This is a genomic window from Pseudomonas sp. SH10-3B, assembly GCF_019891415.1.
GTDB lineage: Bacteria > Pseudomonadota > Gammaproteobacteria > Pseudomonadales > Pseudomonadaceae > Aquipseudomonas.
Window position 1 is genome coordinate 41,004 of record NZ_JAFLXD010000042.1, and the last position, 14,479, is coordinate 55,482.

The window sequence follows — 14,479 nt, forward strand, 5'->3', positions numbered from 1 at the left end:
GACGGCAGCGTTCTGGGCCTGCAACTCTAGCGCAGCGTAATCGCCGTGGCAGATTGTTCAGAACAAACTGGCCGCGAGTGCTGTCGACTTTGTAATTGAGGTGTTGCTGGCTGCCCAATGACTGCGACGTGCCCGCAAAGCCGTAATGCTGCCCAGCGCCACAACACAGGCTATGCTGCACTCGCTAAACGCCAGTCTAAGGAAAGGGCCCCCGACATGCGCATTCTCATTACCGGTGGCGCCGGTTTTATCGGTTCTGCCTTGATACGTCATCTCATTCAGCACACCGAGCACGAAGTGCTCAACCTGGACAAACTCACCTACGCCGGCAACCTGGAATCGCTGACCAGCATCGCGTCCAACAGCCGCTATGAATTCGTCCAGGCCGACATCATCGACCAGCCCACCGTCAGCGCCGTGCTCGCGCGCTTTGAGCCACAGGCGATCATGCACCTGGCCGCAGAGTCCCATGTCGACCGTTCGATTGACGGTCCGTCGGATTTTATCCAGACCAATATCGTCGGCACCTACAGCCTGCTGGAGGCCGCCCGTGGCTATTGGCAAACACTCGCCGAGCCAGACAAACGTAAGTTTCGCTTCCACCATATTTCTACCGACGAAGTGTACGGCGACCTCCACGGCGTGGACGACCTGTTCACCGAAACCACGCCCTACGCGCCCAGCTCGCCGTACTCGGCCAGCAAAGCCGCGTCCGACCATCTGGTCCGCGCCTGGCAACGCACGTACGGCCTGCCCGTGCTGCTGACCAACTGCTCCAACAACTACGGCCCCTTCCACTTCCCCGAGAAGTTGATCCCGCTGGTCATCCTCAACGCCCTCGCGGGCAAGCCATTGCCGGTCTATGGTGATGGTTTGCAAGTGCGCGACTGGTTGTTTGTCGAAGACCATGCGCGGGCACTGCTCACCGTCGTGACACAAGGCGTGGTCGGCGAGACCTACAACATCGGCGGCCACAATGAGCAGAAGAATATCGACGTGGTGCGCAGCATCTGCACGCTGCTGGAGGAACTGGCACCGCAGCATCCCCACGGCGTGGAGAAGTACACCGACCTGATCACGTTCGTTAAAGACCGTCCAGGCCACGACCAACGCTACGCGATCGATGCCAGCAAGATCGAACGCGAGCTGCACTGGGTACCCGAAGAAACCTTTGCAACCGGGCTGCGCAAAACCGTGCAGTGGTACCTCGATAACCTGGAATGGTGCCGCAGGGTCCAGGACGGCAGTTATCAGGGTGAACGATTGGGCAATACCGACATGAGGGATCTGATTGCATGATGAAAGGAATCGTATTGGCCGGTGGCTCCGGCACGCGCCTGCACCCCATCACCCTGGGTGTGTCCAAGCAACTTCTACCGGTGTATGACAAGCCGATGATCTATTACCCGATCTCGGTGCTGATGCTGGCCGGCATCAGAGAGATCCTGGTGATATCCACCCCCGCGGACTTGCCCCAATACCGCAACCTGCTAGGCGATGGCAGCCAGTTTGGCGTCAGCTTCAGCTACGCCGAACAACCGCAGCCGGACGGCTTGGCACAGGCTTTTCTGATTGGCGAACAGTTCATCGGCACCAACCCTGTGTGCCTGATCCTGGGCGACAACATTTTCCACGGCCAGCGTTTCAGCGAGCAGTTGCATGCAGCGGTCAAGCGCGGCAAAGGCGCCACGGTATTTGGCTATTGGGTCAAGGATCCGCAGCGCTTCGGCGTGATCGACTTCGACAGCGAAGGCCGCGCCCTGTCCATCGAAGAAAAACCGACCACGCCCAAATCAAGCTATGCCGTCACCGGCCTGTATTTCTACGACAACGACGTGATCAGCATCGCCAAGTCCGTCAAACCTTCAGCCCGTGGCGAACTGGAAATCACCGACGTCAACAACGCCTATTTGAAGCGCGGTGACTTGCAGGTGGAGCGCTTTGGTCGAGGGTTCGCCTGGCTGGACACCGGCACCCACGACAGCTTGCTGGAAGCCTCACAGTACGTGCAGACCATCGAACACCGTCAGGGCCTCAAAGTGGCGTGCCTCGAAGAAATCGCCTACGGCAACGGCTGGATCGACCGCGACCATCTGCTCGAACGCGCCAAATACTTCGGCAAAACCGGCTATGGCCAATACCTCTACAGCCTGGCTGGAGAAGACCGGTGAACGTCGTTGACACCTCGCTTCCCGGCGTAATGATCATCGAGCCCAAGGTGTTCGGTGACGAGCGTGGTTTTTTCTACGAAAGCTTCAATGCTCGCGCGTTTGCAGAGGCCACCGGGCTCAAGCGCGAGTTTGTCCAGGACAACCATTCGCGCTCACTAAAAGGCGTGCTGCGGGGCCTGCATTACCAACTGCAGCACACCCAGGGCAAACTGGTGCGGGTGACCGCCGGTGAAGTGTTGGACGTGGCTGTGGATATTCGCCGCAGTTCGCCGAACTTCGGCCGATGGGTGGGCGTGCGTCTGTCGGCGCAGAATCATCGGCAGTTGTGGATACCGGAAGGCTTTGCCCATGGTTTTGTGGTGTTGAGCGATTCCGCCGAGTTCCTGTACAAGACCACCGACTACTACCAGCCAAGCGCGGAACGCAGCATCCTGTGGAACGACCCGACGCTGGCCATCGACTGGGAACTGAGCGAACCGCCGCAACTGTCCGCCAAGGACCAGGCTGGAAAACTGCTGATGGACGCCGATCTGTTCCCATGACGAGCCCTTTAAAGATCCTGATCACCGGCCAACATGGCCAAGTCTCCCAGGCCCTGCAACAGCAGCTTCAGGGCCTGGGCGAACTGATTGTGCTCGGCCGCGAGCAACTCGACCTGGCCAACGCCGAGCACATCCGCCAGCAGGTGCGTGCGCACCTTCCCGACCTGATCATCAACGCCGCCGCCCACACGGCTGTCGATCAAGCCGAAAGCGAACCGGACCTCGCCTTTGCCATCAACGCCATCGCCCCCGGTATTCTTGCCGAGGAAGCCAAGGCCCTGGGCATCCCGTTGATCCACTACTCCACCGACTACGTGTTCGACGGCAGCAAGCCTGCGCCCTACACCGAAGCCGACGCGCCAAATCCGCTGGGTGTATACGGTCAGAGCAAGCTGGCCGGCGAGCAGGCGATTGCCGCAGTGGGAGGCCAGTACCTGATCCTGCGCACCAGTTGGGTCTACTCCAACCACGGCAAGAACTTCCTGCTGACCATGCAGCGTCTGCTGCAGGAGAAACCCCACCTGCGCATCGTCGCCGACCAGATCGGCGCGCCGACATGGGCCGGGACCATTGCCGGCAGTACGCGGGCCCTGATCGAGCGTTGGCAGGCCGGCAAGGCCGGGGAATGGGGCATCTATCACCTGAGCGCCGAGGGTGAAACCTCGTGGTTCGGCTTTGCCCAAGCGATTGGCGAGCATCTGCGCGCCGGCGGCCGCGCCTGTGCCGAACTGGAGGCGATCCCTTCCAGCGCCTATCCGACGCCCGCCCGGCGCCCGCTGAACTCACGCCTCGACTGCAGCCACCTGCGCCAGCAATGGCACGTCAGTCAGCCGCTGTGGCAAGACGCATTGCGCGAGTGTCTTGCCGGGCAGCACTAGGCATAATGCGCCTGTACCCATAGGCGCAAGACTCCCATGACTCCACCCCTTCCGCGAAGACCCCGCTGGCGCAGCCTCGCCCTGTTGGCCTTGTGCCTGGCACCGCTGCTGTGGCCGCTGGAGCATTTGGCCGAGCGCTACTATCGCAGCGAACTGGCCGGACAAAACCGCCAGACCCTCGACCTGTACGTCGCCAACCTGCTGGGCACCCTGCATCGCTATGAAGTGCTGCCGCAGATCCTCGGCGACTTGCCGGCCTTGCGCACGGCACTGGGCGCACCGCAGGTCAGCACCAACCTGGTCAACGCCAACATGCTGCTCAAGGACGTCGCCGCCCAGGCCGGGGTGGAAGTGATGTATTTGATGGACACCACCGGCAAGACCCTCGCCGCGTCCAATTGGGACAAGCAGGACAGTTTCGTCGGCCGCAACTTCTCGTTCCGGCCCTATTTCAGCGAAGCCATGGCCGGGCGCCTGGGGCGATTTTTCGGACTGGGCACCACCTCGGCCAAGCGTGGCTATTTCTTCGCCGCCGCCGTGCGCGATGGCGACAAAATAATCGGCGTCCTGGTGGTCAAGGTCGACCTGGACCACACCGAAAGCCTATGGGGCAATACCCCGGAGCAACTGCTGGTCACCGATCACAACGGCGTGGTGATCCTCACGTCGCGCCCGCAATGGCGCTTCCGTGCCACCCGGCCGCTGACTGCCGAAGAACGCCAGGCCATCATTGCCATCCAGCCCTACCCCACACGTGACCCGCAGCCGCTGACCCTGAGCAACAGCGCGTGGCTGCGCCAATCCACCGCCATCGCCGAGACCGGCTGGAATGTGGAAATCCTGGCACCGCAATCCTTGATCAGCCGCCCGGTGCGCACGGTGGTCGCGGTGGGCGGCGCTACGTTGCTGGTGTTGATGCTGCTGTTGGGGCTGTTGATGCAGCGCCGTCGCCACTACCTGGAACGCATCGCCTTCGAAGCCAAGGCGCGCCGCGAGCTGGAGATGCGCGTGGTCGAACGGACCAGTGACCTGGAAGGCCTCAACCGTCGCCTCAAACAGGAGGTGCTGGAGCGCGAACACGCCCAGCAGGAACTGGTGCGCGCCCAGGATGACTTGGTGCAGGCCGGCAAGCTGTCAGCGCTGGGCACCATGTCGGCAAGTATCAGCCACGAACTCAATCAACCCCTGGCGGCGATCCGCAGCTATGCGGAAAACGCCGAGATCCTGCTCGACCACGAGCGCACCAGCGATGCCCGGGGCAATCTCAAGCTGATCAGCGAACTGACCGGGCGCATGGCCTCGATCATCGCCCACCTGCGCGCCTTTGCCCGGCGCGATCGCCATGCCCCGGAGAGCGTGGCCCTGCAACCGGCGCTGGACGATGCGCTGGCCTTGCTGGCCAAGCGGCGGCGGTCGATGGAAGTCGAGCTGATCCGCGATTTGCCGGAAGCGACGCTGTGGGTGCAGGCCGGCGAAACCCGCTTGCGCCAGGTGCTGGGCAACCTGCTGGCCAACGCCCTCGACGCCCTTACCGAAAAAGGCCCGCCGCGCAAACTGTGGCTCAGTGCCGAAACCACCGCCCAGGGCGTCAACCTGTACATTCGCGACAATGGCCCGGGCTTTTGCATGGAAGCGTTGGGCCGCGCCAGCGAACCGTTCTACACCACCAAGACGCGCACCCAAGGCTTGGGCCTGGGCCTGGCGATCTGTGAAACCCTGATGCGTGCCTTTGGCGGCGAACTGCTGTTTGCCAACCACAAGGAAGGCGGCGCGCTGTTAACCCTGAAATTGCGCGCCGGCTCGCCGGGCGTCAGTCTGCAACCGTCCGAGGACCGCAGTGTATGAGTATCGATAACCAGATTCAGGTGGTGTTGATCGACGATGATCCACACTTGCGTCAGGCCCTGTGCCAGACCCTGGACCTGGCCGGGCTGAAAGTCCTGACCCTGGGCGAAGCCACCGGCCTCACCGCGCGCCTGTCGCGGGATTGGCCGGGCGTGGTGGTCAGCGACATCCGCATGCCCGGCATGGACGGCCTGGAGCTGCTGGCCGAGCTGCACGGCCAGGATCCGGACCTGCCGGTGCTGCTGATCACCGGCCACGGCGATGTACCGTTGGCGGTGCAGGCCATGCGCGCGGGTGCGTATGACTTCCTCGAAAAACCCTTCGCCAGCGATGCCCTGCTCGACAGCGTGCGCCGTGCCCTGGCCCTGCGCCGCCTGGTGTTGGACAACCGCAGCCTGCGCCTGGCCCTGAGTGACCGCCAGCAGTTGAGCACGCGCCTCGTTGGGCACTCCCCGCAAATGCTGCGCCTGCGCGAGCAGATCGGTGCCCTGGCTGCGACCCGCGCCGACGTGCTGATCCTTGGCGAAACCGGCGCCGGCAAGGAAGTGGTGGCCCGTGCGCTGCACGACCTGTCGAGCCGGCGCAGCGGGCCGTTCGTCGCGATCAACGCCGGTGCCCTCGCCGAGTCGGTAGTCGAAAGCGAGCTGTTCGGCCATGAGCCCGGCGCCTTTACCGGGGCGCAGAAGCGGCGCATCGGCAAATTCGAATTCGCCAATGGCGGCACGTTGTTCCTGGATGAAATCGAGAGCATGAGCCTGGATGTGCAGGTCAAGCTGCTGCGCCTGTTGCAGGAGCGCGTGGTCGAGCGCCTCGGCGGCAATCAGTTGATCCCGCTGGATATCCGCATCATCGCCGCCACCAAGGAAGACCTGCGCCAGTCTGCCGACCAGGGCCGTTTCCGCGCCGACTTGTACTACCGCCTCAACGTCGCGCCGCTGCGCATTCCGCCGCTGCGCGAACGCGGTGAAGATGCGTTGATGCTGTTCCAGCATTTTGCCGATGAAGCCAGCAGCCGCCACGGCCTGCCGTTGCACGAGTTGCAACCGGGCCAACGCGCGCTGCTGTTACGTCACAATTGGCCGGGCAATGTGCGCGAATTGCAGAACGCCGCCGAGCGCTTTGCGTTGGGCCTGGAGTTGGCGCTGGACAACACACCGGACAGTCCCGCCAGCGGCGTGCTGACTTCTACGCCGGGCGGCTTGAGCGAGCAGGTCGAGCAGTTCGAAAAAAGCCTGATCGCCGCCGAACTGACCCGCCCCCACAGCTCCATGCGCAGCCTCGCCGAAGCACTCGGCGTACCGCGCAAGACCCTGCACGACAAACTGCGCAAGCACGGCCTGAACTTCGCCAACCAAAGTGCTGACGACGAATGACCCTGCCCACCCACCCAGAGGTCCCCATGAGCCGCGATAGCCGTTACCTGGAATCCATCCTCCACCACGACATCCCCCTGACCCGCGAAATGGGCCTCAAGGTAGTCGACTGGCAACACGGGCAACTGCGGCTGCACCTGCCCCTGCAAGCCAATATCAACCACAAGAGCACCATGTTCGGCGGCAGCCTCTACTGCGGCGCGGTGCTGGCCGGTTGGGGCTGGATGCACCTGCAACTGCGCGAGGAAGGGATTGAAGACGGGCATATCGTGATTCAGGAAGGGCAGATCAGTTATCCGCTGCCGGTGACGCAAGACGCGACCGCCATTTGCGCGGCGCCGGAGGAGAAGGTGTGGAAGCGCTTTTTAGCGACGTACAAGCGCTATGGCCGGGCGCGGTTGACGTTGGACACGTGGATCGTGAATGAGGGCAGTGAAGAGCGGGCCGTTACGTTTACCGGCCAATACGTCCTGCACCGCTAGAAGCCGATACACAAAAAAATGTGGGAGGGGCACCGCCCCTCCCACATTTAGATCGGCTGAGGTATTAAGAGCGGGCCAAGGTCAGCAAGCGCTCACGCCACGCCGCCTTCGCCGGCAACGCCAGGAAAAACGGATTCAACAACGATGCCCGCGCCGGATAGCTGAACGGCTCGCCACTCAGCTCCAGCACCTCGCCCCCTGCCCCTTCCAGCACGCCCTGCGCCGCCGCCGTATCCCACTGCGAAGTCGGCGCCAGGCGCGGGTAGCAATCGGCGCTGCCTTCAGCCAACAGGCAGAACTTCAACGAACTGCCGATATTCGCCAGCTTCAACTCCCCCAACCCTGCGCTCAAACCGTCCAGCAAACGCTCTTGCTCGGGGCTGGTATGCCGACGGCTGGCGACCACGGTAAACGCCTCACCCACTGCCGGCGCCTCACGCACCTGGATCTGCCGGGGCGCTTCTTTCACATCCGAACGCCACGCGCCCAACCCCGCGCCACCGAAGTAGCAACGGCCACTGGTGGGCATGGACACCACGCCAAACACCACGCGGCCCTGTTCGATCAGGGCGATATTGACGGTGAATTCTTCGCTGCCGGCGATAAATTCCTTGGTGCCATCGAGCGGATCTACTAACCACCAACGCGTCCAGCCGGCGCGCACGCTCTGGTCGATATCAGCATCTTCCTCAGACAGCACCGGAATGCTCGGGTCCAGTGCGGTAAGGCCTGCGAGAATCAGGTGGTGAGCGGCCAGGTCGGCGGCCGTTACCGGCGAGTCGTCGACCTTGGAGGTCACCGCCACATCGGCGCGCCAGTAAGGGAGGATAACTTCACCCGCCTGGCGAGCCAGCTCGATCACAGGGGCGATAAACGGGTGGCCTAAAAACAGTTCGCTCATGCGGTAAACGCTCCACGTTGAATCAACAAATCTCGTACCAGATACAGCGCGGCCAGGGCGCGGCCTTCGCTGAATTGCTCGTTTTGCGCAAGCTGCGACAGCTCGCGCAGGTTGACCCGCTCCACGCGCATCGGCTCGGGCTCATCGCCTTCCAGGCGCTCTTCGTAGAGTTCGGTGGCGAGCACCACCTGAATTTTCTGGCTCATGTAGCCAGGGGACAACGACAACTCGGTAATGTGTTCCAACTGCCGTGCGCCGTAGCCAGCTTCTTCCTTGAGTTCACGGTCGGCCGCCGCCAGCACGTCTTCGCCGGGTTCGATCAGGCCCTTGGGCAAGGACAGCTCATATTCATCGGTGCCGCCGCAGTACTCTTCCACCAGCAACGCATGATCTTCGTCGATCATCGCCACGATCATCACCGCGCCGTAACCGGCACCACGGCCCACCAGGCGCTCGTAGGTCCGTTCAACGCCATTGGAAAAGCGCAATTGCACTTCCTCCACGCGGAACAAACGGCTACTGGCGACTATTTCGCGGGCGAGGACGGTGGGTTTCTGGCGCATGAGCGGCTCCTTGGCGTGATCGGGTTACTATACCGTGGCTTTTCCGATTGTCTGTGTCGGATATCTTTACTTACATGAGACCGCACCATGCCCTCTTTGCCCTGGCACGCCATCGACACTGTCCTGCTGGACATGGACGGCACCCTGCTCGACCTGCATTACGACAACCACTTCTGGATGGAGCACCTGCCCCAGCGTTACGCCGAGCTGCACGGGGTGAGCCAAGCCATGGCCGAGATGGAGTTGCAGCCTCTGTTCGAGCGTAACGCCGGACAGTTGCAATGGTATTGCCTGGATTTCTGGAGCGCCGAGCTGAACATTCCAGTGCGCGAGCTCAAATTGGAGACGGCCCACCTGATTGCGCTGCGCCCGGATGCCGATACCTTCCTGGCGGCGATCAAACAGGCCGGCAAGCGCGTGATCCTGATCACCAACGCTCATCGTGATTCGCTGTCATTGAAGTTGGAACGCATTGAACTGGCGCCGTATTTCGAGCGATTGATCAGCTCCCACGACTACGGTTTCGCCAAGGAAAACCCACAGTTCTGGGATGCCTTGCAAGCCGACATCCAATTCGACCCGGCCCGTAGCCTGTTTATCGACGATACCCTGCCGATCCTGCGCAGTGCCCAGGCGTTTGGCGTGGGGCACTTGCTGGCGGTGAAAGAACCGGACAGCCAAAAAGGGCCGAAGGACACGGCTGAATTTGCAGCAGTCGGTGATTACCGCGATCTCATTGTCGGACTCTGATCAAATGTGGGAGGGGGCTTGCTCCCGATAGCGGTGCATCAGTCACCTTGATGTCGACTGACACTCCGCTATCGGGAGCAAGCCCCCTCCCACATTTTTACTTTGTGTATTACTCAGGAATACGCAGCGTCTGCCCTGGGTAAATCTTGTCTGGATGAGACAACAGCGGCTTGTTTGCCTCGAAGATCTTGTTGTACTTGTTGGCATCTTTGTAGAAGTGGAGAGAGATCTTGCTCAGCGTGTCGCCACTGACCACTGTGTAAAAGACGGCGGCCGCCACGACTGGGCCGGGGCCGGATACGGTGATCTGGTCATCCACACTGGCCACACCGGCAATATTGCCCAGGGCCAGCAGAATCTTCTCTTTCTCTTCCTGGGTCGCGACTTCACCGGTTACGGTCACTTTGTCGCCATCCACCGTGGTCTGCACATTCGGATTACCCAGACCCACCTTCGCCACGTGTTCCTTCAACTGCTCACTGGCGTTTGCATTACCCGGCGTCAACAGATCGATCAACTTCTCGCCGGCTTCCTTTACAAAGCTCAAAAGACTCATGGTGCGCTCTCCTTGATGTTTGATTTCCAGATGCCCAAGACTAGACCAACCCTAAACGCTTGGGTTCCAGCCCGACCAAAGACCCAAACGCGCTAGAATCCCCCCGCCATTGGAATAAGCCCTGGAGCGAAGATGGACATCAAGCAGCTGAAATTCCTCATCGCCCTCGACGAGACCCGTCACTTCGGCCAGGCCGCGGCGCGTTGCCACATCACCCAGCCAACCTTGTCGATGCGTCTGCGCAGCCTTGAAGAAGAGCTGGACTTGCCGCTGGTCAATCGCGGCCAGCGTTTCGAAGGTTTTACCGCCCCTGGCGAACGAGTACTGGCCTGGGCACGCACGGTGCTGGCGGCCTATGACGGCTTGCAGGCCGAAGCCGCCGCCTGTCGTGGCAACCTCGTCGGTACACTGCGCCTGGGTGTGGTGCCGCTGTCGAGTTTTGATCCGCTGGCGTTGATGCAACAACTGCACAAGGAACATCCGAGCCTGCGCTTTGAGCTCTCGGCCCTCAGTTCCGAGCAGATTCTCGAACAGTTGGCGAGCAATCGCCTGGACCTGGGCGTGTCCTACCTCGACCGCCTGGACAACGAGCGCTTCGACTCCCTGGCCCTCGGCGAAACCCGCATGGGCCTGCTCTACGACCAGCGCTATTTCAGCTTTGGCGACAAACCGCTGAGCTGGGAGGCATTGATCGAACTGCCCCTGGGCATGCTCACCAGTGGCATGCACTTCCGTCAGTCCATCGACCACAACTTCCACAGCCGAGGCCTGCACCCGCAGCCACTGTTACAAACCGACGCCGTTCATCAGTTGTTACAAGCTGTGCATGGCGGACTGTGCTGCGCCGTCATGCCGCTGGACGGTGGCCTGGACGCCCTCACCGAACACTTACGCCTGCAACCTATCGAAGACGCCCACACGCTCGCGCGCCTGGGCCTGATCATGCGGCGCAGCGCGCCGCGCTCGGCGCTGGCGGAGGCGTGTTTCGCGCTGTTTCAGAAATCGCAAACAGAGTCTTGATCGACGTCATCTATCGGTAGATCAGTACTGGCAATTAGACGCGACGCTTTGTCGCGCCTAGTCTAAACGCTGATCAATCCGCCGGTGGTACTGCCCCATGAACGCCAAGCGCCCAGTCTGCGCGGCGCCCGCTCCGGAAACGTCCGCGCCCGTTGCCAGCCAGAGCTACCAGTTTTGCAACCTTGAACGCACTGAAGTCGCCAGCACAGCCTTGGCGGAAGAAGTGGCGTTGGCGATTGCCTATAACGACATCAGCCAGGCGGTGATGCTGGTCACGCCGACCGACCTTGAAGACTTCATTGTCGGATTCAGCATCGGCAGCGGCATTATCAGCGACGTTAGCGACATTTATGATCTAAAACTCAGCGGTTCGGGTTCGGCCCAATACGCTCAGGTACAGATCTCCAGCCGTGCGTTCTGGAACCTCAAGCAGCAGCGCCGCCAATTGGCGGGCACCAGCGGCTGCGGCCTGTGCGGAGTGGAAGCAGTGGAACAGGCCCTGCCGGACCTTCAAGTGCTGTCCGGCGCGCCCTTGCCGCCTGCCGAATGGCTTGACGGCCTGCGCCAGCGCATCAGTGCGTTCCAGCCCCTGGGCCAGTACAGCGGCGCGGTGCATGCGGCCGTGTTCATGAATAACCAGGGCGAATTGCTCATGGGCCGTGAAGACATCGGCCGGCACAACGCCCTCGACAAGTTGATCGGCGCGCTGATCCGCCAACAGATCCCAACCGACGGCGGGCTGGCGATTGTCACCAGCCGTTGCAGTCTCGAATTGATCCAGAAAGTCCTGCGCGCGGGCATCCAGACCCTGGTCAGCCTGTCGTCGCCCACCGGCCTGGCCCTGCAATGGGCCCGCCGGCATAACCTCAATCTCATCCACCTGCCGCAGAAAAGTGCGCCGCGGGTCTACAGCCCTGCGATGGAGAACCAGCCGTGAGCAATCATCATCAAGCCGACCAAACCCCAACCCCGCGCTACAAGCCCTACAAGGGCCCGGCTGGCGGCTGGGGTGCGCTGATCAGCGTGGCACAGGCGTGGTTGACCAGCGACAACGCGCTGAAAAACCTGCGCATGATGCTCAAGACCAACCAGAACGGCGGCTTCGACTGTCCAGGCTGCGCCTGGGGCGACTCGCCGGAAAGCGGCATGGTCAAGTTCTGCGAGAACGGCGCCAAGGCGGTCAACTGGGAAGCCACCAAGCGCCGTGTCGATGCGGCATTCTTCGCCAAGCACAGCGTCACCGCGTTGCTGGAACAAAGCGACTATTGGCTGGAATACCAGGGCCGCCTGACTGAGCCAATGCGCTACGACGCTGAAACCGACCGCTACACCCCCATCAGTTGGGAAGCGGCCTTCGACCTGGTCGGCAAACACCTCAACGCCCTACCCAGCCCGGACATGGCCGAGTTCTACACCTCGGGCCGTGCCAGTAACGAAGCGGCGTACCTGTACCAGCTGTTCGTGCGCGCCTACGGCACCAACAACTTCCCGGATTGCTCGAACATGTGCCACGAGGCCAGCGGCGTGGCCCTGGCGCAGAGCGTGGGCGTCGGCAAAGGCACCGTGACCTTTGATGACTTCGAACATGCCGATGCGATTTTCGTGTGGGGCCAGAACCCCGGCACCAACCACCCACGCATGCTCGAACCGCTACGTGAAGCGGTGAAACGCGGCGCCCAGGTGGTGTGTATCAACCCACTCAAAGAGCGTGGCCTGGAACGCTTCCAGCATCCGCAGCACCCGCTGGAAATGCTCACCAACGGCGACAAGCCGACCAACACCGCGTACTTCCGCCCAGCGTTGGGTGGCGACATGGCGATCCTGCGCGGCATGGCCAAGTTCCTGCTGCTGTGGGAGCGCCAGGCTCAGGCCGAAGGCAAGGAAGCCGTGTTCGACCACGATTTCCTCAATGAACACACCGCCAACGTGCTCGATTACCTGGGCCAGATTGACGATACCTCGTGGGATGAAATCGTCGCCCAGTCCGGCCTGCCGCTGGTCGAGATCGAGCAAGCGGCGCGCATGTACGCCAAGGGCAAGAACGTGATCATGTGCTGGGCGATGGGTATCACCCAGCACCGCCACTCGGTGCCGACTATCCAGGAAATCGCCAACCTGATGCTGCTGCGCGGCAATATCGGCCGCCCCGGCGCCGGCCTGTGCCCGGTGCGTGGCCACAGCAACGTGCAGGGCGACCGCACCATGGGCATCAACGAACGCCCACCGGTGGCATTCCTCGACGCCCTGGAGCGGCGTTTCCAGTTCCAGGTGCCGCGTACCAACGGGCACAACGTGGTGGAAGCGATCCACGCCATGCTCGAAGGCCGCTCCAAGGTGTTTATCGGCCTGGGTGGCAACTTCGCCCAAGCCACCCCGGACAGCCCGCGCACCTTCGAAGCGCTGCGCAATTGCGACCTGACCGTGCAGATCAGCACCAAGCTCAACCGCAGCCACCTGATGCATGGTAAAGACGCGCTGATCCTGCCGTGCCTGGGCCGCACCGACATCGACATCCAGGCCGAAGGCCCGCAAGCGGTGACGGTTGAAGACTCGTTCAGCATGGTCCACGACTCCAACGGCCAACTGCAGCCGCTGTCGAAGCTGATGAAATCGGAGCCGGCCATCCTCGCCGGCATCGCCGCCGCGACCCTGGGCAGCAAACCGGTGGACTGGAACTGGTTGGTGGCCGACTACAGCCGCATTCGCGACCTGATCGCCGACACCATTCCAGGCTTCAAGGATTTCAACGAACGCCTCAAACACCCCGGTGGTTTCTACCTGGGCAACTCCGCCGGTGCACGCCGCTGGAACACGCCTTCGGGCCGTGCCAACTTCCGCCCGAACATCCTGCCCAAGGACCTGATCCACGAGCGTACCCACGCCACCGGCCGTATACCCGATCTGATCATGCAATCGATGCGCTCCCACGATCAGTACAACACCACCATTTATGGCTTGGACGACCGCTATCGCGGGGTCAAAGGCCAGCGTGACGTGCTGTTCGTCAACGAAGCCGACATCATCCGCCTGGGCTTCAAGCCGGGGCAGAAAGCCGACATCGTGTCGTTGTGGGAAGACGGTCGTGAGCGTCGGGTGAAGGGCTTCACCTTGTTGGCGTTTGATATTCCGGCGGGGCAGGCTGCGGCTTACTACCCAGAAGTGAACCCGCTGGTACCGCTGGAAAGCACCGGCGATGGCAGCCATACACCGACGTCGAAGTTCGTGGCGATCCGCTTGGAAGCTGCAAGTGACAATGGGCTGATCATGGCGCGTTCAGCCTGACAAGAACCGGGCAGACTGCTTTCATTGTGGCGAGCGGGCTTGCCCCGCGTTGGGCTGCGCAGCAGCCCCAAAACCTGACGCCGCGATTTGCCTGACACGCCGGGGCGGCCCTAATA

At 62.0% G+C, this 14,479-nt stretch carries 14 protein-coding genes and 1 pseudogene; 11 read left to right on the forward strand and 4 right to left on the reverse strand.

Annotated features, from left to right (window positions below; genetic code table 11):
• A pseudogene (locus J1G35_RS31245) lies at positions 1-181 on the reverse strand (hypothetical protein); the annotation flags it as partial.
• 35 nt (positions 182-216) lie between these two features.
• On the opposite strand from J1G35_RS31245, the gene rfbB reads away from it, so the two are divergent.
• Genes rfbB through J1G35_RS24505 form a run of 7 tightly spaced genes read left to right on the forward strand, consistent with a single transcriptional unit; the run spans position 217 to position 7,291 of the window.
• Positions 217-1,299 (forward strand): dTDP-glucose 4,6-dehydratase, encoded by a 1,083-nt coding sequence (gene rfbB / locus J1G35_RS24475; RefSeq protein ID WP_223016247.1) that lies wholly within the window; start codon positions 217-219, stop codon positions 1,297-1,299.
• Positions 1,296-2,171, forward strand: a complete 876-nt coding sequence (gene rfbA / locus J1G35_RS24480) for a glucose-1-phosphate thymidylyltransferase RfbA (protein ID WP_223016248.1) — start codon at positions 1,296-1,298, stop codon at positions 2,169-2,171. The genes rfbB and rfbA overlap by 4 nt, the downstream gene beginning before the upstream one ends.
• Complete coding sequence (gene rfbC / locus J1G35_RS24485) at positions 2,168-2,713, forward strand: dTDP-4-dehydrorhamnose 3,5-epimerase (protein ID WP_053140347.1); 546 nt, start codon at positions 2,168-2,170, stop codon at positions 2,711-2,713. The genes rfbA and rfbC overlap by 4 nt, the downstream gene beginning before the upstream one ends.
• Positions 2,710-3,591, forward strand: coding sequence for a dTDP-4-dehydrorhamnose reductase (rfbD, locus tag J1G35_RS24490; protein WP_223016249.1), 882 nt, complete (start codon positions 2,710-2,712; stop codon positions 3,589-3,591). Before rfbC ends, rfbD begins: the two co-directional genes overlap by 4 nt.
• A gap of 36 nt (positions 3,592-3,627) precedes the next feature.
• Positions 3,628-5,436 (forward strand): ATP-binding protein, encoded by a 1,809-nt coding sequence (locus tag J1G35_RS24495; protein ID WP_053140339.1) that lies wholly within the window; start codon positions 3,628-3,630, stop codon positions 5,434-5,436.
• Positions 5,433-6,809 (forward strand): sigma-54 dependent transcriptional regulator, encoded by a 1,377-nt coding sequence (locus J1G35_RS24500; RefSeq protein ID WP_053140336.1) that lies wholly within the window; start codon positions 5,433-5,435, stop codon positions 6,807-6,809. Before J1G35_RS24495 ends, J1G35_RS24500 begins: the two co-directional genes overlap by 4 nt.
• Before the next feature lie 26 nt (positions 6,810-6,835).
• On the forward strand, positions 6,836-7,291 hold the full coding sequence (locus J1G35_RS24505; protein WP_223016250.1) for a YiiD C-terminal domain-containing protein: 456 nt from the start codon (positions 6,836-6,838) through the stop codon (positions 7,289-7,291).
• A gap of 64 nt (positions 7,292-7,355) precedes the next feature.
• Here J1G35_RS24505 and cysQ read toward each other — a convergent pair whose 3' ends face one another.
• A complete protein-coding gene (cysQ, locus tag J1G35_RS24510; protein ID WP_223016251.1) occupies positions 7,356-8,192 on the reverse strand; it encodes a 3'(2'),5'-bisphosphate nucleotidase CysQ in 837 nt (278 codons plus the stop codon).
• Entirely contained in the window at positions 8,189-8,755 is a 567-nt protein-coding gene (nudE, locus tag J1G35_RS24515) for an ADP compounds hydrolase NudE (RefSeq protein ID WP_053140327.1), read from the reverse strand. The genes cysQ and nudE overlap by 4 nt, the downstream gene beginning before the upstream one ends.
• Positions 8,756-8,842: 87 nt before the next feature.
• Between nudE and yrfG the strand changes: the two genes are divergently transcribed.
• The gene (gene yrfG, locus J1G35_RS24520; RefSeq protein WP_223016252.1) at positions 8,843-9,505 is read left to right on the forward strand and encodes a GMP/IMP nucleotidase; all 663 of its coding nucleotides are present in this window, start codon (positions 8,843-8,845) and stop codon (positions 9,503-9,505) included.
• A 109-nt stretch (positions 9,506-9,614) separates the two neighbouring features.
• Here the strand turns inward: yrfG and lysM are convergent, their stop codons facing one another.
• Complete coding sequence (gene lysM, locus J1G35_RS24525) at positions 9,615-10,061, reverse strand: peptidoglycan-binding protein LysM (protein ID WP_223016253.1); 447 nt, start codon at positions 10,059-10,061, stop codon at positions 9,615-9,617.
• 132 nt (positions 10,062-10,193) lie between these two features.
• Here lysM and J1G35_RS24530 point away from each other — a divergent pair, with 132 nt between their 5' ends.
• The 3 genes from J1G35_RS24530 to J1G35_RS24540 all read left to right on the forward strand — a co-directional run bounded on the left by J1G35_RS24530 (position 10,194) and on the right by J1G35_RS24540 (position 14,363).
• Positions 10,194-11,081, forward strand: a complete 888-nt coding sequence (locus J1G35_RS24530) for a LysR family transcriptional regulator (RefSeq protein WP_048725293.1) — start codon at positions 10,194-10,196, stop codon at positions 11,079-11,081.
• Positions 11,082-11,178: 97 nt separating this feature from the next.
• Positions 11,179-12,018: a formate dehydrogenase accessory sulfurtransferase FdhD gene (fdhD, locus tag J1G35_RS24535; RefSeq protein WP_223016254.1), complete on the forward strand. Its 840-nt coding sequence runs from the start codon at positions 11,179-11,181 to the stop codon at positions 12,016-12,018.
• The gene (locus J1G35_RS24540; protein WP_223016255.1) at positions 12,015-14,363 is read left to right on the forward strand and encodes an FdhF/YdeP family oxidoreductase; all 2,349 of its coding nucleotides are present in this window, start codon (positions 12,015-12,017) and stop codon (positions 14,361-14,363) included. Before fdhD ends, J1G35_RS24540 begins: the two co-directional genes overlap by 4 nt.
• Positions 14,364-14,479 lie beyond the last annotated feature (116 nt).